Annotated in this window: 18 protein-coding genes; all 18 read left to right on the top strand. The window is 49.1% G+C overall.

Annotation, left to right across the window (positions count from 1 at the left end):
* The first annotated feature begins 144 nt into the window (after positions 1–144).
* The 18 genes from M0651_RS17975 (at position 145) to fliD (ending at position 22,797) form a co-directional block, all read left to right on the top strand.
* A complete protein-coding gene (locus M0651_RS17975) occupies positions 145–3,450 on the top strand; it encodes an S-layer homology domain-containing protein (RefSeq protein ID WP_248553110.1) in 3,306 nt (1,101 codons plus the stop codon).
* Between the two features lie 338 nt (positions 3,451–3,788).
* Entirely contained in the window at positions 3,789–6,554 is a 2,766-nt protein-coding gene (locus M0651_RS17970; protein WP_248553109.1) for a stalk domain-containing protein, read from the top strand.
* 47 nt (positions 6,555–6,601) lie between these two features.
* On the top strand, positions 6,602–7,774 hold the full coding sequence (locus M0651_RS17965; protein WP_248553108.1) for a sensor histidine kinase: 1,173 nt from the start codon (positions 6,602–6,604) through the stop codon (positions 7,772–7,774).
* A complete protein-coding gene (locus M0651_RS17960) occupies positions 7,767–8,495 on the top strand; it encodes a response regulator (RefSeq protein ID WP_059041692.1) in 729 nt (242 codons plus the stop codon). Before M0651_RS17965 ends, M0651_RS17960 begins: the two co-directional genes overlap by 8 nt.
* 922 nt (positions 8,496–9,417) lie before the next feature.
* Positions 9,418–9,837 carry a hypothetical protein gene (locus M0651_RS17955; protein ID WP_248553107.1) on the top strand — a complete coding sequence of 140 codons (420 nt, stop codon included), beginning with the start codon at positions 9,418–9,420 and terminating at the stop codon, positions 9,835–9,837.
* Positions 9,838–10,805: 968 nt separating this feature from the next.
* Positions 10,806–13,058 (top strand): ATP-dependent helicase ComFA, encoded by a 2,253-nt coding sequence (locus M0651_RS17950; RefSeq protein ID WP_248553106.1) that lies wholly within the window; start codon positions 10,806–10,808, stop codon positions 13,056–13,058.
* A 1-nt stretch (position 13,059) separates the two neighbouring features.
* A complete protein-coding gene (locus tag M0651_RS17945; protein ID WP_248553105.1) occupies positions 13,060–14,286 on the top strand; it encodes a ComFC family protein in 1,227 nt (408 codons plus the stop codon).
* A 115-nt stretch (positions 14,287–14,401) separates the two neighbouring features.
* Positions 14,402–14,821, top strand: coding sequence for a TIGR03826 family flagellar region protein (locus tag M0651_RS17940; RefSeq protein WP_248553131.1), 420 nt, complete (start codon positions 14,402–14,404; stop codon positions 14,819–14,821).
* A 129-nt stretch (positions 14,822–14,950) separates the two neighbouring features.
* The gene (gene flgM / locus M0651_RS17935; RefSeq protein WP_248553104.1) at positions 14,951–15,238 is read left to right on the top strand and encodes a flagellar biosynthesis anti-sigma factor FlgM; all 288 of its coding nucleotides are present in this window, start codon (positions 14,951–14,953) and stop codon (positions 15,236–15,238) included.
* Positions 15,239–15,247: 9 nt separating this feature from the next.
* Entirely contained in the window at positions 15,248–15,748 is a 501-nt protein-coding gene (locus M0651_RS17930) for a flagellar protein FlgN (RefSeq protein WP_248553103.1), read from the top strand.
* 24 nt (positions 15,749–15,772) lie between these two features.
* A complete protein-coding gene (gene flgK / locus M0651_RS17925) occupies positions 15,773–17,329 on the top strand; it encodes a flagellar hook-associated protein FlgK (protein ID WP_248553102.1) in 1,557 nt (518 codons plus the stop codon).
* 66 nt (positions 17,330–17,395) lie between these two features.
* The gene (flgL, locus tag M0651_RS17920) at positions 17,396–18,301 is read left to right on the top strand and encodes a flagellar hook-associated protein FlgL (RefSeq protein ID WP_248553101.1); all 906 of its coding nucleotides are present in this window, start codon (positions 17,396–17,398) and stop codon (positions 18,299–18,301) included.
* An 86-nt stretch (positions 18,302–18,387) separates the two neighbouring features.
* Positions 18,388–18,831, top strand: a complete 444-nt coding sequence (locus M0651_RS17915; protein WP_248553100.1) for a flagellar assembly protein FliW — start codon at positions 18,388–18,390, stop codon at positions 18,829–18,831.
* The gene (csrA, locus tag M0651_RS17910; RefSeq protein WP_248553099.1) at positions 18,825–19,052 is read left to right on the top strand and encodes a carbon storage regulator CsrA; all 228 of its coding nucleotides are present in this window, start codon (positions 18,825–18,827) and stop codon (positions 19,050–19,052) included. The genes M0651_RS17915 and csrA overlap by 7 nt, the downstream gene beginning before the upstream one ends.
* A 15-nt stretch (positions 19,053–19,067) precedes the next feature.
* The gene (locus tag M0651_RS17905; RefSeq protein WP_248553098.1) at positions 19,068–19,910 is read left to right on the top strand and encodes a beta-1,6-N-acetylglucosaminyltransferase; all 843 of its coding nucleotides are present in this window, start codon (positions 19,068–19,070) and stop codon (positions 19,908–19,910) included.
* A gap of 145 nt (positions 19,911–20,055) precedes the next feature.
* The gene (locus M0651_RS17900) at positions 20,056–20,811 is read left to right on the top strand and encodes a flagellin N-terminal helical domain-containing protein (RefSeq protein ID WP_248553097.1); all 756 of its coding nucleotides are present in this window, start codon (positions 20,056–20,058) and stop codon (positions 20,809–20,811) included.
* A 127-nt stretch (positions 20,812–20,938) separates the two neighbouring features.
* Positions 20,939–21,325 carry a flagellar protein FlaG gene (locus M0651_RS17895; RefSeq protein ID WP_248553096.1) on the top strand — a complete coding sequence of 129 codons (387 nt, stop codon included), beginning with the start codon at positions 20,939–20,941 and terminating at the stop codon, positions 21,323–21,325.
* 11 nt (positions 21,326–21,336) lie between these two features.
* Positions 21,337–22,797, top strand: a complete 1,461-nt coding sequence (gene fliD / locus M0651_RS17890; protein WP_248553095.1) for a flagellar filament capping protein FliD — start codon at positions 21,337–21,339, stop codon at positions 22,795–22,797.
* The last annotated feature ends 11 nt before the right edge of the window (positions 22,798–22,808 follow it).

The following is a 22,808-nucleotide window of genomic DNA, read 5'->3' as shown; positions in this document are numbered from 1 at the left end:
CAATCTTCTGAGCGGGTATCTTTTTTTATTCCCGGGATCCTAAACTCGGTGAGAGCTTTTGCCGTTAATAATTATAGGTATGTCTTGATAATTTACATGTTCAATTTACATATATGATTGCAACCGGGGAAGGGGAAAGCAAATATGAAGAAGCAGCTCTCGTTATGGATTGTGTTTACGATGATGTTAAATGTGCTTGTAGGAACATTGGGGGGGGATACTGCAAGTGCAGCAAGTGTAACAGCACCGGCGCCCTCAGTGATTCCAGCAAACGGTACTTCGAATGTTCCAGTTGATACTAAACTGCAGATCAGTGTTCCAGGGGCGAAAATCAAGACGAACGGAACACAGATGTATACGATTTCCACAAGCGCGGGCGGGGTGACGGATAAAAAAGAAGTTACCGTTACGGAATCTACATATGCAGATTCTATTGTGCTGATACCGCCAACGTTATTGCAATATAACGCAGTATATACCGTTTCTTTGCCTGAGGATGCTTTTATCATCGAAGGGAGCGGAGAAACAACAGCAGCATATAGCTGGTCTTTTACTACTGCCAATTCTTCAACGACGGCATTAACGGCGTCCTTTAGCCCAGGCAATGGTACCTCGAATATCAGTATCAGCACGAAGCCAACCATCACTTTTAACCGAAATATAAGGTTGAATCCAGGTGTTGCAAATGGAGGGATTACGCTTAAAAAGACCAGCACCAATACAATCGTACCCATTACGGTGTCAGCGAGCTCGAATATAGTTACGATCTATCCATCAAGTTCAACGCTGGAAGCGGGTACAGGTTATTATATTGAAATTGCTGGGAACGGGATCTATGATGCCCAGAATGCATTAATCTATTATGCCGGAATAAGCGGAAGTACTCGCTGGAGCTTCCAAACCGCGGCAGCTGATAAGACGGCTCCGGTACTCCAGAGTGCAACAATGTACAGCAACACCGCCATTCGCCTACTTTATAACGAGTTCTTATATTCAACTTCTTACTTGTCTTCTTCAAACTTCACAGTAATAGTAAATGGAGAAACACGTCGCATTAGTTATATTACGGTATCCGGGGATGCTGTATATGTAAATCTGGAGACTGGAGTTGCGGTAGGGCAAGACGTAAAAATAAGCTACATAGGGAACTCGGGGGAAGGGATTCAAGATCTCTCCGGAAATAAAGCTGCCGCGTTTAACGGCAAAGTTGTTACCAACGGCATTGACTCGGTAATGCCAAAGCCAAAAGACGGGTATGCAACAAGTAATTCGGTCACGCTGTATTTTAGTGATTCGTTAAAGAGCCCCTCAAGTTATGCGTATCAGCAGTTCACGGTTACGGCTAACGGAAGTTCCAAGGGGGTAAGCAGTCTATCCCATAGCGGCTCAACCATAACCTTATATTTATCTAGCTCGATATCAAACGGTGATGTTGTAAAGGTATCCTACACACCGGGCTCTTATCCACTGCAGGATTATCGCGGTTTTGATATTGCTGGCTTCACCGATTACTTTGTCCGCAACACATATGACTCAGTGGATCCTGTTTTTCAAGGAGTCGAGGGATCCGGCAATAAAGTGACTCTGACTTATAACGAAGCGCTACGTACAAGTCCGATTCCTTTAAAAAGCCAATTTTCGATATTGGTGAATAATGCGCCGGTATATGTCAACACGGTAGAAATAAGTTCTAATCAAGTCGTACTTACCTTAGCATCTTCGTTTACGAAGGATCAAAACGTAACCTTATCTTATGTTTCTGGTACAGGAGGCATCGCAGATTTAAATGGGAACTTAGCGGGGTACATTAATCTGCAGCCGGTGACATACAGTACCGTAGTCGAGGGGGTTCGTTCGGCAACGGTGACGGGTGATACGTTAACGATTACGTTTACTACGTTAAAGTCGGCGTCATACGTTCCTGTGAACCAATTCTACGTCAATGTGGATAACGTAAACCGTGGGGTTCAATCAGCGACAATTAGCGGCAATACGGTGATCTTGAAGCTGAGCTCTGCTATATCCGCAGGACAGGCTGTAACGTTGTCCTATCTGACAGGTGCGGCACCTTTATATGACAATCTGGGCAATATGGTAAAAAGCTTTAATAATTTAACGGTTCAAAACTTGATGGGAGGTCAAGCTACAACGCCAAACGGAGTTCAACCGGATTATCTGACCGTCATGAGCAATGCTCAGTTTGGAGTTAGCGGTTATCAGCTAAACTTGAATACAGCCCAAGTCACTGACAGTCGTTCGCGTCTAGGTGTAGGATCCAAAAAATATACAATTGACAATACCAAATTGCAAACAGCATTTAAATATTTAACAGACAACAACGTATCCGTTCGTAAGTTGATGTTTGAGGTTCCTTCATCCGATAAAGCAGCAGAGGTAGTTTTGCCGATTAGCGCATTGATGGAGATCTACGGTCGAGGGAAATCCGCATCTTTTATGGTTAAGCATAACAATGTGATGTATGAGCTGCCGGTCGAAAAGATTCCATTCACGGAGATCTCCAGGTCGCTTAATGTAAGTTCCTTGACCTCTGCATACCTTACAATCCAGTTGGAGACGGTCACGAAGTCACAATTACCGGGGGCGAACTACAGCAATGGTGTGACCACAACCCCAATGACCGATCCTGTACAAATTTATTTGTCGGCATATAACGGAAATAACACACAAAATGTGGTCGATGTATCCCATGGTGGGCAGCTATACATCAGAACGACGAATACTTCACCAAACAGTCAGTTTATGCTTTTGAAATATGATATAAATACACAAGCCACATCCTTTGTTCCTTCCAAAGTAACTACCAGTGGTAGTGCCATTATCTTTAACGGGAAAATAAGCGGAAATTCCGTAGTTGGTCCGGCAGTTGGGTATAGCTACTTTTCTGATACGGCCAAGCATTGGGCGCGGACAGATATCACTGAACTGGCCAGCCGGTTAATCGTTTCGTCCTCATCGGGGTCTAAATTTGGACCAGATAAGAAGATCTCTCGCGCAGAATTTGCAGTTTACATTGCAAAAGGCCTCGGACTGGCTGGTGATGAATCTTATGCCCGCCGCTTCCCGGACGTGTCGTCCGGAACGACGGCGGCATACATCGGGGCGGCGGCGAAGGCCGGGATCATTAACGGTAACGCCGACGGCACGTTTAAGCCGAACAACAACATCACGCGGGAGCAAATGGCGCTGATGATGGTGCGGGCGATGGAATACGCCGGGTACGATACGTCGATGAACGGCGCGAGTACGGCGACGTTAACGAAGTTCAAGGACGCGGCGAAGATCCAATCCAAGGACACGGTGGCCAAAGCCGTGAAGGAAGGCATCATTCAAGGCGTGACGACGAATACTTTCCAGCCGCAAGGCAATGCGACGCGCGCACAGGCTGCCGTCATGCTGAAGCGGGTGCTGGATAAACTGAACTACATTTAATCCGCAACTTTTCCCGGCACTGGGGTGCGAAACCTGGTGTCGGGATTCTTTTTGCCCACAAGTTATCCACGAAATTCACATTATCCACAAGCGTCGAAGCTATTGATCGGGACTTGCGAAAAAGTTATCCCAGTTTCCCACAGGTTTTATCCCCAATATCCACATTACCCACACGCAACATCCTCCGAGTTTCAACGATTCAATACATTCCTTCAACAATCTTGCTATTTTTCGTAACTTTTCCGCTTAAAAGTAGTCTATTAATAAGAGGCTAGCTTTAATAGAAGCACGTTAAAAGCACGTTAGAAGCACAAAAGATGGGAGAGTTGTCGAACAAAATGGTAGTCAGACGAGAGGATACCGGAAGACATCAAGCGGATGCGGATGGGGAAGTTGTCGTACGTCAAAACTCGAAATTGGCCCACCTGGTGGCAAAGAGCGGGAAGCGAATTGCCCTCGTCACGCTGGCGGGATTGATATGGATTCAGCCTGTAATTGGTGTTGGGCCAATTGCAGGTCCGGCTTTAACCGCGGAAGCGGCGGCTAGCCAAACGGTTAAGCTAGGGGAAGAGATGATCACGTCCGGAGCCAAACTCGTGAAATACGAGTACACGGTGACCCGGTCGGGTAAGCCGGTGAAGGTGCTGGCCGATGTGATCGAGGTGGATTTGACGAACCTATACGTTCAATTGGACGTCATGACCGGCAAAGGGGGACAAGTAACGACAAGACAAAGCGTGGAAGGCATGGCTAAGGAGACGGGCGCCGTCGCCGGCGTCAACGGCGATTTCTTTGCGACGGGTGGCCAAGGCGTACCGATGGGGGCCGCGGTGTCGGACGGAACGCTGGTAACGAGTCCGGCCCAACTGCAGGGGATGTACGCGTTTGCCGTACGCAATGACGGGACGCCGCTAATCGACCGTTTTGGCTTTAACGGCACGGTGTTCGCTGAGGACGGCTCGACATTCCCGCTCACCGGGATTAATCAAGAATCTTACATGACGGAGCCGGACAAAGCGTACAGCCACGTCAACAATATGTTCATTTATACCAGCGCTTGGAAAGCGGAAGAACGTCCGGCTGCCAGTGCGACAACGCCAACAGAAGTCCTGGTGCAAGGCGGCGTGGTTACGCAGATTTCCATTAAAACAGCGATTCCGGGACCGGTGCCGGCGGATGGGTTTATTTTGCGTGCGCATGGAACGGCAGCGGATTACGTGGAGATGCACCTGGCCGTAGGTCAGCGCGTGGACGCGGTCTATGAGCTGCGTTCCCTAACCGACGGGCAAATTATAAATCCGGCGGATCTGAAAATGATGATCGGCGGCCACACGTTGTTGGTCGATCAAGGTCAGGCCTCGGCGTTTACCCGCTCGACGACTTCCATCAGCGGCGGCAGCGCCGTCGCACGGACGGCCGTTGGTTATTCCAAGGACGGTAAAACCGCTTATATCATTACCGCCGAGGAAAATAGCAACAGCACCGGCCTCACCCTGAAGGAGCTGCAGGGCTTCATGACGGGGATCGGCGTCTGGAAAGGGATGAACCTGGACGGCGGCGGCTCCACGACGATGGTCACACGCCCTCTGGCGGAAGCGTCCGCTCAGCTGACGTTTACAACGTCCAATGGGTCGGCGGGGCAACGTGCAGTCGCCAACGGGCTTGGCGTATTTACGACGGCACCGCAAGGCACGCTGCTTGGTCTCAAAGTCAGCGGCGCTTCCTCGCTGTTCATTGGCCAAACTGTACCGTACGCTTTAAAGGGATACGATACGTATTATAACCCGATCGATACGAGCGGGATTCATGCTTCCTGGCAAGCCAGCAACGGCAACGTGGTTTGGACTGACAACGGTTTTAAAGGCGTGAAGGCAGGGACTACGAAAATCACGGCCTCCAGCGGCCAAGCCAAAACCAGCATGGACGTGAAGGTGCTGGGCGGCACCGATTTGGCAAGCCTGACGGCGGGAACAACGTTCGCGCCGCTGCAAGCAGGGACCAGTGTAACGGTTACCGTGTCTGCGAAGCTGAAAGACGGACGCACCGTGGACGTTCCGGCGGAATCAGTCAAATGGGCGTTCAGCGGGATGAAAGCCAGCGTGCAAGGCGGCGTACTTACCGTGCAGTCCGTCAACAACGGTGCGAAATTCGCGTATGCGACGCCATCTTATGATGGCTTTACCGGAACTCCGGTCGTTCTGTCGGCTTCGACGGAAACCATCTGGGAAAGCTTTGAAAATATCGCCTACCCGATTTCCTTCACCGGATTGCCGGCTGAAGCAACAGGATCGGTGTCCGTCCTACAAGGCGAAGGCGAACGTGCGAATTCTAAGGTGTTGAAGCTCGATTACGATTTGACTGGCGGCAGTGGCAGCAAGTTTGCTTACGCTCAGATCAACGGGACGAGCGGCAAAGCGATTCCAGATAATGCAACAACCCTGACGATCGACGTACTTGGCGATGCTAGCTTGAACTGGGTACGGGCGGAGTTGTCCGATGCCGATGGCAAGCCGGTTTACATTGACCTCGCTCGTCCAATGGACTTCACCGGCTGGAAGACACTCACCGCCGATCTGACGGCGAGCAACATCAAGTTCCCGGCCAAGCTGAAGCGGCTGTACGTCGTTAACGTGGAAGAAGGCCAGGACGAACGGGCGCTGACGGGCAGCGTATCTTTTGACAATGTGCGGTTTACGGCTCCTGAAGCCGGCGGCGACAGCACGGACTTCCCGAGCGCGACAGCCGTGATGGTGCTGGGCCAGAAGTCGATGACGGTAAACGGGAACAAGCAAGCCCTGGAGGTTGCGCCGCTGCTCAAAGACAATACGACGTACGTGCCGATCAAATACGTGCTGGACTTGTTTGGCGGGAATGCGGCTTGGAACGGTGCGGCCAAGAAAATCACCGTGACTCGCGGAGCTACGATCCTGGAGCTGACCGTTGGGCAGAAGGCATTTTTGCTCAACGGGGTTTCTTCCAAGGCCGAGGTATCCCCGATCATCGTTAACGGAAGGACTTTAGTCCCATTACGTTTGGTCTCCGAACAGCTTGGAATTGGCGTAAATTGGGAGAAGAAAACCAAATCCATTACCCTCGAATCATGATATGATTAGTCTGGGACTATACGGACTAAGAAACGGAGAAGGATTGCGTGGATTTTCAAGCGGATGCCATAGATCGAGTTATTAATAATGCCGTAAACGTGTTGGAAAATAGCAAACTGCAGATCCTTGAGATCCTAGATTCGGCCCGTAATGAGCTGAAGACGCTCAGCAACGAGCTGCAGAATGTCATGAAGGAAACGGCGGAAACGGTAGAGAAGGTCGACCAGCTCGAGGTGAACTACCGGAAATCCCGCATCCGGCTGACGGAAGTCAGCCGGGACTTCGTGCGTTACAACGAAGAGGACATCAAGCAAGCCTATGAGAAAGCCACTCAACTCCAGCTTGATCTGCTCATCTATCGCGAGAAGGAAATGTATCTGAAGGCTCGCCGCGACGAGCTGCAGAAGCGAGCGCGCAATGTGGAGAAGTCCGTGGAGCGTGCCGAAACGATCAGTTCGCAGATGAGCGTCGTGCTGGAGTATTTTTCCGGCGAACTAGGACAAGTGACCCGGATCCTGGAGTCCGCGAAGAACCGTCAGTTGATCGGATTGAAGATTATTTTGGCCCAGGAAGAAGAGCGAAAGCGCATTTCTCGGGAGATTCATGACGGTCCTGCTCAGCTGCTGGCGAATCTAGTGCTAAGGACGGAAATTGTAGAAAGAATGCTTGCTAAGCAGGAATTTAAGCTGGTGCAGGACGAAATAGTAGATTTAAAGGCGCAAGTCCGCTCGAGTCTGGAAGAGATGCGGAAGGTGATTTTTAACCTGCGTCCGATGGCTTTGGATGATCTTGGATTGATTCCGACGCTGCGCAAGTATGTGCATGACTATGAAGAAAAAACGAAAATCAGAGCAACCTTCGAAACCCGGGGCAAGGAGCACCGAATGTCCTCTCCGATGGAGGCGGCGGTATTCCGACTGGTCCAGGAAGCGCTGACCAATGCCGCGAAGCACGCTTTTCCAACCTATGTGGGCGTCGAAATTACATACCAGGCGCAAATGATCCGCATCGTGGTGACGGACAACGGGCTGGGCTTCAAGGTGGAGCAATTGGAACAGAAGACGAAAGAGCATACGCACTTTGGCTTAATCGGCATGCGGGAGAGAGTGGAACTGCTCGAAGGCCGGATGGAAATCGAATCGGCGGCCAACTTGGGCACGAAGATCATCATTCATATCCCAACCAACTCAGATAAGAGAAAGGAGTACCAGGATGGATAGTCTTACTAGTGGAACCAGACAAGTCATTAAAGTTCTCCTGGCTGACGATCACCAGTTATTTCGTGAGGGTCTGAAGCGGATTTTGAATATGGAGGAAGATATCGAGGTCGTTGGTGAGTGCGGAGACGGCACCCAGGTACTGGAAAGCTGCCTGCAGCTTCATCCGGAAATCGTACTGATGGATATCAACATGCCGCTTCTTAACGGGGTGGACGCTACTGCCGAGCTGCGCGAGGCACTGCCTGATGTGAAGGTCATTATTTTATCGATTCATGATGATGAAAGTTATGTGTTCGAAACGCTGCGCAAAGGCGCTACGGGTTACCTGCTGAAAGACATGGAGGCGGAATCCCTGATCAATGCGATTCGGACCGTAGCGGAGGGGAATGCGTTTATTCATCCGAAGGTGACGGGCAAACTGATCCAGCAGCTACGCCGAATGGAATACCTGAGCGAGACCGGAGCGATTGCGGAAGATACCGCGATCCGCGAAGCGGGCGTGAAATTCGTAGCCGGTGACGACAATCCGCTGACCCGTCGGGAAGCTGAGGTACTTCGTTTGATGGCGGAAGGCCGCAGCAACAAGATGATCGGCGAGCATTTATTCATTAGCGAGAAGACCGTTAAGAACCATGTCAGCAGTATTTTGCAAAAAATGGACGTAGACGACCGCACCCAAGCGGTAATTAATGCAATTAAGTTTGGTTGGGTGACCCTGTAAGTAACAGGTTCAATGTGATTGAATGTAACGTCCCGCGGCCGTGACCGGAGTGCTTCGCGGGATCAGGATCCGAGGGCTTTTGCTGCCCAAGGTTACCATTTTATTCATGATCTTGAAAAGTGAGGCGGGTGCCTCGTTGGCGGTTGAAACGCCCTACCCGGAATTCGGCACCAGCCAAATACATAGTTGGCGGAACACGGCCTTCGCGCCGATACGCCTTGCCATGCGGTTCCTTCCGTAGGAGCCCAGTAACCGACCTTTGTGCAGCGGCATATATTGTCGCTATAAGGGAGGGTTCAGAAAGATCTACTTCGTGAACGAAAAAGGACTTTTTGGGCTACCTCGATGAAGATGAGGGTTCAAAAAGACAGGTTTGGAGCACCAAGAAGGTTGGATGAAGCTAGGGAGTGAGTAGCGGAGCGTAGGGAAACCTACGTGAGCAACGGAAGTCCCTGGTGAATTCAAGATTCGAAGTCGAATCGCCTTCATGGAGCTGCATCGTGATCCGAAGATGACTTTTAGAACTACCTCGTTTAAGATGAGGGTTCAAAAAGACAGGTTTGGAGCACCGAGAAGGTTGGATGAAGCTAGGGAGTGAGTAGCGGAGCGTAGGGAAACCTACGTGAGCAACGGAAGTCCCGGATGAATTCAAGATTCGAAGTCGAGTCTCCTTCATGGAACTGCTTCGTGATCCGAAGATGACTTTTTGAACTACCTCGTTTGAGATGAGGGTTCAAAAAGACAGGTTTGGAGCACCAAGAAGGTTGGATGAAGCTAGGGAGTGAGTAGCGGAGCGTAGGGAAACCTACGTGAGCAACGGAATCCCGGATGAATTCAAGATTCGAAGTCGAGTCTCCTTCATGGAACTGCTTCGTGATCCGAAGATGACTTTTTGAACTACCTCTAATAGGAGGTGGGTACGGTGGTTCCTTATATTGGCTGGATCCTGCTCAGCTACGGAATGGCCGCGGCGTTGGTCCATGTGCTGCGCGGCCTGGTTCAGCAAGGGAAACGGAAGGATCGCGCGATTCATTATATTCTCGTTACGAGCAATCATGAGAATCAAATGGAATGGTATTTGCGGGCACTCTCCTGGTATGCGCGGCTGCGCGGTTTACCCCTGAGGGTAACGGTACTCGACGAGAGTTCGCAGGATGACACGCTGGCGATCATGCGGAAGCTGGAATCGCAAGGTGAGATGGAGCTGACCGTGATCGGCTTGGCGGTGGTGCGGCAAGAAGATGTGGAAGCGCATGCGGCTTTATTGACCGAAGAGATGCCTGTCTGCATCGATCTTCGCATCCCGCGGGAGGCGGACAAAATACCATATGTCCATGTGTAAGACCCTTTCCGGGGCGAATGGTTCCGGAACTGATGACCGGCAGTGGATGCAGGAAGGACAACCGCATATGACCAGGCTGGCGCATAGCAATGCGCAGTGTAAAGTGTGAAGCACACTCTTGATGGCGATAAGCCGAGGAGTGTGCTTTTTTGCGCTTTGGGGGGAGTGGGGGAGATGAGGAATGGAGAGGGAAGAGGTCATGAGAAAGGAAGGGCTGGCTGACTGGTGGGAGGAGGAGTAATGGTCCATGGCGAGGGAGTAGCGGAGGGTTAAGAGAGGCTGAGAGGGCTATTTGCGAGAACCAGGTGGGAGAGAGGGGAGGGGAAGGAAGGTGATGACGCGGAATAATGGGGGAGTGAGAGAAATTAGTTTGTGAGAGGGATGGAGGGAGGTGGAGGTGAGCGAGAGGAAGTAGATGATTGTGGTTGAAGGCTAGAGAGTAATGAGAGAGTGGAAAAAGCCGGTGTATGAGGGGAAGGAGGGAGTGAGCTGAAGGGTTTGAACAGGAGAATAGAGGTCATATGCATCCATCCGTCGGAGTTGCCCCTTCAAGTTCGTGTGTTGGCAACTCTAACGGAACTCAGGGACGTTATTTCCCTAGAAATGCGAGTATTCAAATTGTAACGGAACGAGGAGACCTTATTTGAACTGAACTTGGGGAAATTGCCTGTTTTATGGTCGAATAAGGTCTGTAGGTTCCGTTAGCTTGGGAAATAGCCGGGAAATGGGCGAATAAGGTCTCTCAGTTCCGTTACGTTGAGTAACTTCTAAGCAGGCATGGTGAAGGCCGTTATTGAGGCGTTTTTAAGAGACAAGATGCGACACGGAGTGTGAGGATTTTGATGAATGAAGTCGAAGAAACGGAGCGAAATAAGATTTCAAAAAAACAAATATCAGAAAAAGAGGAATTATCTGATAATTGTTGAAATATGGATATTACTGCTAGATTTTAGGAGGAGAGTGGAAATGTGAGGGGGAGTCTATATGCCGTAAGATCCAAGGCTGGCTGGGAGCTGCGCGTGAGCTTGGATCTGCAGGTTGATTTGTTTTGGTGGATGGATAGAAACGCTGAGTGTATGTATTTGTTATCCAACGGAATGCCGCTGGGGTGGGCTGTTGAGGTAAGGGATCGGTTCAAGCCACTAAACGAGATGAAACGCTGGTCGACGCGAGAATGGGATCAAATGTTGAAGCGAGAGTTGCAGGAGGAGTTGCGGATCGAGGCGAGGTTGACGAGTTCAGGGAAATCAAGGGATCTGGGGGAGTCGTTGAAGGAAACTTCCTTATTGGGCGAGCTCCGGGGGTGGTTGTGGAAGGAAGGGCGGTTGACGGAGCTGGGACGGGCTGTTTTGAGAAATGGGGGTTCAAGGATGGAGGGGAGTTTGTTGGGACAAGTGGAGTTGGGGGTACGGACGGCGGAAAAGATCGAGGCAATGAGGGAGAGTAACCTGTGGAGAGGGGATAGAGCGCGGGATGAGAACGGAGCTTGGGGCGAAGAGGCAGGCGTGGGGCGAGACGGGGGCTGGGAGAAGGTTGCGGCGGCGGGGAACGAAGCGGGGGTTTGGGAGAAGAGCGTGACGGCGGGGAACGAAGCGGGGGCGGGGGGCGGGGCGGGGGCGGGGGGCGAAGCCACGCCCCTAGCGGAAGCCGCGCAGCGCCTTGCGGCTGCGCTGGAGGGCCGCTCGCTGCTGGAAGCGGAGCTCCAGCAGCTGCTGGCGGAACGCCTGCCGGGCTTGGCCCCGGCCTGGCGTTCCGCCGTCCAGCACGCGCACCTGCAGGGGCGCGTGCAGCTCACGGCGGGCGTGGCCTCCGCCCGCCGCCGTGAAGCGGGCCCGCGCTGGCGCCGGGCCCGGGCCCCACGCTGCCGGCGCTGCGGCAGCGAAGTGCATCGCCGCACGCCCTGCGGGTCGTGCGGCTCTCGCGGCTGCGCCTACTGCGAGGCGTGCCTCGCGCTCGGGCGCAGCCGCTCCTGCGCGCTTCTGCTGCGCGGCAGCAGCGCGGGGGCCGTGCCGCCGCCGGGGGCGGGTGGCGGCACGGCAGCGGGCCTGGCCCCCACCGGGTCCCTGCTGGACCGGTGGGGGCTGAGCCCCGCCCAGCGCAGCGCGGCGGGACAGGCGCTGAGCTTCCTGGCGCAAGCACAGGAAGCTCCCATTCCTGGTGCGGCCCACGGAAGGCCTTCACGCCCATTGGCACCGCGACGCCCCTACCTCACGGTCTCCCGCCCATCCCGCTTCCTCCTCTGGGCCGTCACCGGCGCCGGCAAAACCGAGATGATCTTCCCACTCCTGCGTTATGCATTGGACCGAGGGGGGCGGGTCCTGGTCGCCACGCCGCGGCGTGACGTCGTACTGGAGCTGGCGCCGCGGGTGGCGAAGGCTTTTCCTGAAGAGCCCATGGCCGTCCTATATGGCGGGAGCCCGCAGCGTTGGGGGGATGCTCGGTTGATCCTAGCCACAACCCATCAGTTGTTGCGGTTCTATCATGCGTTTGATCTGGTCGTGATCGACGAGCTGGATGCGTTTCCGTACCATAATGATCCGATGCTTGGCTTCGCAGCAGAGGCCGCCTGCAAACCCGACGGTCGTTTTATTTTCCTCTCCGCGACGCCTCCCTTACCTTTGCAAAAAGAGATCCGCGCGGGCCGTCTGCCGCACGCCAAAGTTTCAGCGAGGTATCACGGCTGCCCGCTGCCTGTCCCGGAACGCATCACAATGGTTAGCGTAGAGCTTTGCCTACGCCGCCATTCTCTGCCGCCCGCGCTGCTGCGCCCACTTCGGTTTTCGGTTCAACGCGGGGCGCAGATTTTTATCTTCGTAACGCGGATCCGCCAGATTGATGCCTTCTCTCAGCTCTTGCGTTCCTATTTTCCCGGCCTCCCTATTGAGGGGACATCCTCCACAGATTCGGGCCGGACGGAGAAGGTGCTCGCCTTCCGGGAAGGGCGCATTCGAATGCTGGTCACAACGACCATTCTGGAGCGCGGCGTGACCGTGCCCAAAAGTGATGTATACATAGTAGACGCGGACAGCGACCTGTTCGATGAAGCATCTTTGGTGCAAATGGCCGGGAGGGCCGGTCGTTCCAAAGACGATCCAAACGGAAAAGTCGTCTTCGCTGCCCCGGCTTGGACCAAATCGCAGCGAGGCGCCATTCGGCAAATCCGGATGATGAACACCGCTGCTTATAAAAACGGGTTTTTAAAGGTAAAGGAGGTTCAATAATATGATGAAGTCATCCCTGAGTGTTGCGAATCGCGAGCCACGGGCGAGGGGCCGTAATTGGGATCGGGCAATGGGTTCCCGGATTCCACAGCATAGTCCCTATGTACGGTCCGGCGGCAGGTTTTTCCCGGGGCTAGTGGATGTTGATGCTTATGCCGAGAGTTGGCACACCCCGAATCAAGCACGTCAGGCTGGGCAGTCTGTTTCGGCAAAAAAAGGGGGACAAACGGCGAATGGCGTCCATTCTGCGGATGATTTCTTATCAACTTCCTTGTCCTCAAGTATTTATAACTTTTCTGAAGGGAAGAGCTTTACCTGGACCAGCTTATTATCCCCGCTGCATCAATTGTTGGCGCCTCCCGCGATTCCCTGCTTAACCTGCGGGAAGACGATTTCTGATCGCGTGCGGGGTTACCCGGAAATCTGCATGTCTTGCTATATCTCGATTCCCTGGATCAAAAGCCCCCGCTGCCGGCTCTGCGGCCGCCAGGTCGGCTGCCCGGACTGTACCCGTTTGGGTCAAGCCCCCCGCAGTTTTGTGATGAACCGGAGCGCTGTCGCCTACAGTCCGGCCATGCGCGAGTGGCTCGCGCAATACAAATACCGCGGCAATGAGGCGTACGGCGCTGTCCTGGCACGAATGACGGGGATGGCTTACCGGCGGATGATCAAAGAACTAGATGAAGCCGGCTATAGTGGCAACGGGAATGGCAACAATGGAACCTCCTTTCGTTTCCATGCCGTAACCGCCGTCCCGGTCAGTAAAGACCGTATGCAGGAACGGGGGTTTAATCAAGCCGCCCGGTTGGCCTATGGGGCTGCGTCCGCAGGACGAATTCCCCTGCTGAACCTGCTGGAACGTTCCCGGCATACCGAAAAACAAAGCTTCAAAACCCGCTGGGAACGCCTGCACGATCTGCATGATGTGTTTCAGCCTACATCCCAGGCAGCGGACAAGCTGTTAGCAGCAGTAGATGCGGTGAAACGGAATCAGAATCGGAGTAACCCCTCCGCTTGGTCGGTGACCTGGCTTCCTCAAGCTGTGAAGCCGGATCCTTTTTCCAAAATCCTACCCGATCCTTCTCCTGAGCCAGTGCGTCTACTTCTGGTTGATGACGTATATACGACGGGAAGTACGCTGGAAGCCTGTTCCCGAGTCCTGCATGAACTCTGCGGCCGAATCGGGCGAAGCGCCGAAATTTATTGCTTGACCTGGGCCCGGTCTTAACCTAATTTCTTACAAATTTCTGCAATTCTGTTGACAAAGATATAGACGAACCCCCCTCAAATAAGGTAATCTAACATCAAATGAAGATTTGACGAAAGGACGTAAGAGCATGGGGTTGAATCTTGCGAATTGTCCACGCTGCGGGAGATTGTTTACCAACAATTTCAGAGACATTTGTCCTTCTTGTATAAAAGAAATTGAGGAAGAGTACGAGAAATGCCTAAAGTTCTTGCGTGAGGAGAAGCTGGCTACGATTCAGGACGTCTCCGATGGCACAGGGGTTTCTATCCGACAAATCACCAAATTCATTAAGGAGGGGCGTATTTCGGTTGCCAACAACCCGAATATGATGTACCCCTGCGAGGTGTGCGGCGTGCTGATTCGGGACGGAAATATGTGCGATTCCTGCCGTAACCGGTTGACCCGTGATCTTGCGGCAGCTGCCAAGGATGATTCCGGGAAGAAGCCAGGACCGGATGACAAGTCCGGAAGCGGGGCTTATAGCGCCGTCGACAAATTCCGTAGTCCCAAATGACTAAATCCGTGATTCTTTGGCATAATATTCTCAAACATCCAATGCTTCGCTATTAAAAATGATTTCAAAGCCGCCGATAAACTTATTAAAGATTATCGGCTTTTTCTATTTGGAAGGAAGGTGGAGCCCATGAAAATTAATGAAACCGGACGGGTTGGAGCCATCAATAATTATCAACGTCAAATTGAATCACAACGTAAAGATACAGACAGCAAAGCTCGCCGCAAGGACGAAGTGTCCATTTCGGCGGAAGCCAAGGAATTGCTTAAAGCGCAGGAGGTTGGATTTAATCCCGAGCGAGCTGAGCGGATAGAGGATTTGAAGTCGCAAGTCACCTCAGGTACCTATCATGTGGAAACGGGCAAAATTGCTGACAAGCTTGCTCCGTACTTCAAGTCTTTTCTGAACGAGAAATAGGGGGCGGCTATGGCTATACAACGACTGATTAATGCGTTGAATCAACAGGTTGATGTCCATCAAACCATGTTAGCGTCGGGACAGGCCAAGAAGGAAGCCATCATGAAGGACGACATCGAGTCCTTGATTCAAATCATGAATCAGGAGTCCCGGATGATGAAGCGGATTGCCGCTTTGGAGGAAGAACGGGTAGCCGCCTGTCAAGTTTTTCTGCAGGAGAAGGGAATTAAGTCGGCGCTCAGTCTAACGATTACGGAGTTGGCTCGGCTTGTGTTTGATCCGGAGGAGAAGAAGGCGTTGCTGCATACCCAAGAGGCGTTATCCAAGACGCTAAATGAGTTGAAGTTCATTAATGATTTGAATCAGAAGTTGATCGAGCAGTCGCTCGCATTCGTCAATTATTCGATGGATTTGTTAGGGGCTTCGCCGATGCAGGAGGCAACCTACAAACCGCCGACAGATAAACCGACAGGCTCCAAGGGGCCGGGCTTTTTTGATGCTCGGGCTTAACAGTAAGCCGACAAGGAGGAACTTATGACATCGACATTCCATTCGCTCGAAACCGCGAAGCGAAGCTTGTTTACACAGACGATGGCTCTAAATACAACCGGCCATAATATCGCGAACGCCAACACGGACGGTTATTCCCGGCAAACGGTGAAAATGAGCGCGGCCCGTCCTTTGGAAGCTTACGGAATCAACCGTTCTGTAAATCCGGGGCAATTGGGAACCGGGGTGGAAGTCGTTTCGGTTGAACGGATCCGGGAACAGTTCTTGGATGAGCAATTCCGCAATGAAAATAAATCGCTTGGCGCTTGGAATATCCAATACGATACGCTCGATAAGCTGCAAACGATTATTAACGAGCCTTCCGATACCGGAATCAGCGCACTCGTAAATAATTTCTGGAAAGCATGGTCCGACTTGAGTAAGGACCCTGAGAACATCACGAACCGGAAAATCGTCAAGGAAACGACCCTCGCTCTGACGGATGCATTGAACCATACCAGCAAACAGCTTAGCGATTTGAATTCCGACTTGACGAACAACGTCGCTGTGAACGCGTCGGATATGAACTCGATCCTCTCTTCGATCGCTGACCTGAACCGTCAGATCACCCGGATCGAAAGCTTGGGCGATAAGGCAAACGACCTTCGGGACCAACGGGATTTGCTGACGGATCAACTGTCCAACCTGGTCAATGTCGAGGTGACCGAGCTTCCGGAAGGCTATCAAATTACCATGGGCGGACAAGTGCTGGTTGCGGGTGAGAACCCGACGCCAATCACGGCTGACTTTTTGCAGAATGCCTATGCTGCAGGAACACTAAACAACGGCGAGATCTATGGAATGATCTATTCCCGCGACACTTATGTACGGGATTATCAGAACCAGCTTGATCAATTTGCCAATACGTTGGTCAATGGGGATATTACCGTAACGATCCCGGCTGGGGCGATTTTGCCGGAAGGTACGGTCATCGGGAATCAAACCTTCTCGGGGCCTACCCGAACACTGGCTACAGACCTGACTGTGACAATTAAAGGCATTAACGCCCTGCACAAGCTCGGCTACAGCGCGAATGACGGAGCCCCTGTCCCGGGCGGAGATTTCTTTGCCGCCAAAGACGGCGGAACGACGATCACGGCTGGCAACATTACCATGAGCCAGGCCATTTTGGACGATCCCAGCTTGATTGCGACCTCGCTGAGAACGACCGGCTCCGGCACCACGGAAACGGTCGTCAAAGGGAACAACGGTCTGGCGCTGATCATGGCCGATCTCAAGGACGTGAAGTTCACCTTCGGCGGCGGCCAAACGGCAACGTCTACGATTGACGATTACTTCAAGGCCATCGTCGGCCAGGTCGGCGTACAAGCCAATGAAGCCAAACGGCAGGCCGACAACGCCCTGATCCTAACCGACCAGGTAAACGCCAAACGCCAATCGGTCAGCGGCGTATCGCTCGACGAGGAAATGTCGAACATGATGATGTTCCAACACGCCTACTCTGCGGCTGCACGCTTCATGACTACCTTCGATGAAGTGCTGAACAAGCTGATTAACGGTACCGGCGTGGTTGGACGTTAAACAATATAAATGATTTTTGAAGGTATTCAAACCTAACATGTTCCGCAAGCTAAGGAGGTTGAATCAATGGCTTTACGCGTCACATCCAATATGATGAGCAACCAGGTGCTTCGCAACCTGAATCGCAACCTAAACAAAATGGCTGACTTGCAAAACCAGCAGTCTACTGGTCGAAAACTAAACAAACCCTCTGATGACCCGGTAGGGGTGACTTATGCCCTTCGCTATCGTTCTGAATTATCTGCGAATGACCAATACGGTCGGAATGTCGACACAGCATTGGGCTGGTTGGATACGACGGATTCGGTAATGTCACAGGCAGAAGATGTGATGAATCGCCTTAAGGAACTTACCGTTCAGGCAAGTAATGGTACTAATCCACAAAGTGCTTTGGACAGCATTAAATCCGAGATTCTGGAACTTAAAAAACAGCTTGGAGATCTTGGAAATACGCAAATCAACGGGAAATATATCTTTAATGGACAAACCTACAATATTAAACCGTACGATTCTAGTAATCCGGATTCCTTTGCCGGGGTTGAAACTGACCCGGGTGCAGTAGAATACACGGTTGGTCAGGGAGTAACTTTTCAAATTAATACTGCCGGTAATGACTTCTTTGGCGGTAAGAATGGAACGGATAATGTCTTTAACATTATCGATAAACTTTCTGTTGCAATGAAGAATAGTAGATTTGATGATATCTCTAAAGAAATTCCTAATATTGAATCAAGATTAAATACAATGGTTTCTGTACACGCTGAGACGGGAGCCAGAACTAATCGTGTTGAATTGATGCAAAACCGACTTAGTAATGAGAATTATAGTCTTACTCAATTGCAGTCTAAAACGGAAGATGCTGATATTGCGGAAGTTATGATCCAAACTAATATTCAATCGAATATTTATCAGGCGTCTTTATCTGCCGGAGCCAAGATTATTTCTCCAACGTTAGTTGATTTTATTCGTTAAATTATTATGTTTGATAGATAATACCATATAATTAAGCTATGAACTGAGGCAGTTCATAGCTTTTTTAGTACTAGGAGGTTCAAAATATGATTAATCATTCGGATAATGAAATTGTTGTAAACACAGGTGTTTTTTTTACTTTTAAGAGGGGGATTCCAGGATTTGAGGAGTACACTAAATTTTCAATACAACAACATGATGAACATTTCTCGTTTCTGCAATCAATTGAAAATGAGAATTTGGCGTTTATTATTGTAAATCCTTTTTTGTTTTTTAAAGAATATGAGTTTGAATTGAGCGCGATTGATCTTGAGGAACTAAAAATCACAGACCAGACAGAGGTGGCAATTCGGAGCATTGTTACGTGGGGAAAGGAATTGTCACAAGTAACAGCAAACCTTTTAGCGCCACTAGTATTTAATGTAAAGGAACATATTGGGAAACAAATAGTTTTGAATAAAACGGAATATACTTCTAAACACTCACTATTGCCAAACAATAAAACCACAGGCGGTGGGGCGTCATGCTAGTACTTAGCCGTAAAAAAGGGGAATCAATCATAATTTCAGATACGATAGAGGTTGTTATCCTGGAGACGGAAGGCGATACTGTTAAAATTGGAATTCAGGCCCCCTGTGATGTTGAGATTCATCGTAAGGAGATATTTGACGCTATTTTGAATAGCAATAGGGAAGCCTCTAGTGATCGCAAAGCGCTCATACAGAAATTAAACAATTGGAAAAACAGCTAACGAAGGGGTAAAAATATGAAAATTGCTTATTTTATCATGGCACATCAGAAACCTAATATGCTTTTAAGATTACTTAATGCAATTTATTCGGCGGAAAATATATACCTAATTCATATTGATTCTGGAGCAAATGATGAATTGCTTGAATTAGCCGAAAATCTAACTCGCAGTAATGACAATATAAGAACACTCCCTTCAAGGTTTTTATCATGGGGAGGTTGGTCCTTGGTTCAGGCCGAACTTGATGCAATAAATTATTTGTTGAATTGGGATCAAGAATGGGAATATTACATTAATTTAAGCGGACAAGACTTCCCATTAGTAAAGCAAGAACAAGTAAGAGATTTCTTGGCCGGCAAGGACTTGAATTATATAGATGCTAGATTAATGAGCGAAATCCCGAATCAAAAACAAGTGACACAGGGACATTATCATATTGAGGATGGCGGAAAATTATTAAACTTAGGAGAAAGAAAACCTTTTGAGAGTTATTTTCAACCTCAAGTTAAACCTTACTATGGTTCCCAATGGAAGATGATTACTCGAGCTTTTGCAGAATATGCGGCGACTTCCTATTTATCCTTTGAAATGCAGGATTATTTTCGATATACATTGATCCCAGACGAAGCATTTTTTCAAACTTTGCTCTTGAATAGTCAATTTAAGGCTACGCATATAAACAAGTGCTATAGGTATTTTGATATGGAACTCCACCATAGTGCGATTCAACGACCAGCAACATTAACGGTTGCTTATTTAACATATTTATTCAGTAGTGATGCTTTATTTGCCAGAAAGTTCGATGAAGATGTTGATTCAGTCGCGTTGCAAATTATCGAGAAGGCGCTAGATTTATAGAAAAATTATTAAAATTATTATTTTGCTCTAAATAATTTCAAATGGACTACCGATAAACAATTTAGAACGGTTAAATGGGCGGCCGACCTTATAACCGATCACCACATGGATGTGGGATAAACCAATTTCAGGGAGGAAAAATAAAATGATTATCAACCACAATATTAATGCTTTGAACACACACCGCAACATGGGCTTGAACAACGTAAATGCTGGTAAGAGCATGGAAAAATTGTCTTCCGGTCTGCGTATTAACCGTGCAGCTGACGATGCAGCGGGATTATCGATTTCCGAAAAAATGCGTGGTCAAATCCGTGGCTTGGAACAAGCGCAACGTAATACACAAGACGGTATTTCTTTCGTACAAACGGCTGAGGGTGCTTTGAACGAAGTAAGTGCTATGCTCGTTCGTATGAAAGAATTGAACGTTCAAAAATCTAACGGTACTTATCAAGCTGCTGACAAAACAAATATTGACTCCGAGTTGAACGATCTTAAGGCACAAATTACTTCCATCGTTGACAATACGAAGTTCAACGGCAACTTGATTAAGAGTGGTGTTAATATCACTACCGACGACAATGGCGGATCGATCTCTATTGCTGCATTGACATTTACTGGCTTGGCTGATACAGCACAGGCTACTGTAAGCACGGCAATTCAAACTGTTGCAACAGATCGTGGTACTCTGGGTGCGAAACAAAACCGTCTTGAGTACACTTCCAACAACTTGGGAACTACTATTGAAAACTTGACAGCTTCCGAATCCCGTATTCGCGATACGGATATGGCTAAGGAAATGGTTGCTCTTACTAAGAACAACATCCTTCTTCAAGCTTCTCAAGCAATGTTGTCTCAAGCGAACTCCCAGCCACAAGGTGTATTGTCCTTGCTTCGTTAATCCTTTATATTTCTTCAAGGAGCTGCCACTTAGCGGCTCTTTTTTTGTTTTTTCTATAACATTCGATTTGAACTTTTCCGATATAAACATTATTATCACTAATTATTTTGATCGGGAGGTTGTATTGATGAATGTATCGGGATCTGCTGGGAATTCGACGGTATCGATTCTTAAAAACACTAACTCCGTTGAGCAAGCCCCAACAGCAGCTGTTCATGCATTGAATACATCCGAGATGAGCAGAAAAGAAGTGCAAACGGTTATGAATCAGGGCGGAAAGGTGTCAATCGGCGAGGAACAATTGATACGTGCAATTGATAGGGCACTTAAAGCTATGGAAGGGCCTTTCACAACATTAGAAGTTTCAGTGCATGAGAAGACACATGCAATTATGGTAAAAGTCCTAAATAAAGAAACAGGGGAAGTAATCCGGGAAGTACCCCAAGAGAAGGCATTGGATATTGCTGCAAAAATGATGGAGATTGCTGGATTGCTTATTGACGAAAGAGTGTAGGAGGGATAACTTTGAGAATTAGTGGTTTCGCTTCAGGGATGGACATTGACAGCATGGTCAAAGAACTCATGCAGGCCAAAAGAGAACCGTTAAATAAGCTGAATCAACAGAAACAATTGCTGGATTGGAAACGTGAAAACTATAGAGAAATGAGCACCAAGATTGTTAGTTTTCGTAATGATAAATTATTAGGTTATAATAACACTTTCTCGATGCAGGCAAAACGGGCAGAACTAGGCGGATCAAATCCTAATGCTGTAAGTGTAACTGCATCCAATAGTTCAACAAGTTTGCCCGTTTCTATTGACGTAACCAATGTAGCTAAAGCTTCTCAAGTTAAAATTGATTTGTCTGTAACAGGATCATCTACGCTGACTACAAGAGAAACTACGCTAGATAAGGTAATAACAGGAGACCTCTCTAACATCAAAATAAATGGAAAGCAAATTGAAGGATTAACATCTACGGATACGGTATCCACTCTTATTAATAAAATTAATTCTGCTGATGCAGGGGTAACGGCTGCATTTGACACGGCTACTCAGACATTGTTCATAACTGCCAGAGAGACAGGAGAGGCGGCAATTACAACTGAAGGCTCATTGTTTTCAGATACGAGTAAAGTAACTAGCTTTGATGGAGAAGACGCAGTTTTCAGTATTAATGGAGTAGCTCAGACTCCTCAAAAGTCCAACATTGTTGACTATGATGGGCTGAAAATTACTTTGAAAGAAACAGGGTCTGCAACGATTCAAACAAAAGCAGATACAGATAAGTTAGTAGAAGCTGTTAAATCATTTGTTAGTGACTATAATAATTTAATTGATTCTCTGAATAGCAAAATTAGTGAAGAGAGATATAGGAAGTATGCTCCTTTAACTGAAGATCAGAAAAAGGAAATGAAGGAAGATGAAATAAAACTTTGGCAGGATAAGGCTAAGAGTGGCCTGCTAAGGAATGATGAAATTATCGAAAGAGCTTTGAGTGAGATGAGGTCAGCGGTTACTGGATATGTTGAAACGGGAACCGGCTCTATAAATATCAACTCAATAGGTCTGGCAACAGGAAAGTGGAATGAAGGCGGGAAGTTAGTTATTGAAGATGAGGCCAAACTGGTTCAAGCCCTGGAACAAAATCCGGATCAGGTGTTAGAATTTTTTAAAGCCACTGGGAATACAACGGATACAACTGAGACAGGGATCTTTAATCGTGTATCAAAGATTCTTAACACTAGCCTGAATGATCTTGCAGAAAAAGCAGGTACTTCCAGAGTAAGCAGTGATTTAAAGAGCTCCTTTTTACCAAATAGTTTGATGGGTGAAGAAGCAAGAAACCTAGATATTCGGATTACTAATATGCTGAGCAAATTGACAACTATGGAAACAAACTACTACAAACAGTTTACTGCAATGGAAACAGCGATCAATAAATATAACGCTCAATCCGGCAGTTTGTCGAGCTTCCTAAACTAGAGGAGTGAGTT

Origin of the sequence: Paenibacillus mellifer (assembly GCF_023195895.1) — a bacterium.
GTDB lineage: Bacteria > Bacillota > Bacilli > Paenibacillales > Paenibacillaceae > Fontibacillus > Fontibacillus mellifer.
The sequence above is the reverse complement of the archived record's forward strand: the minus strand, read 5'-3'. Positions and strand labels throughout refer to the sequence as shown.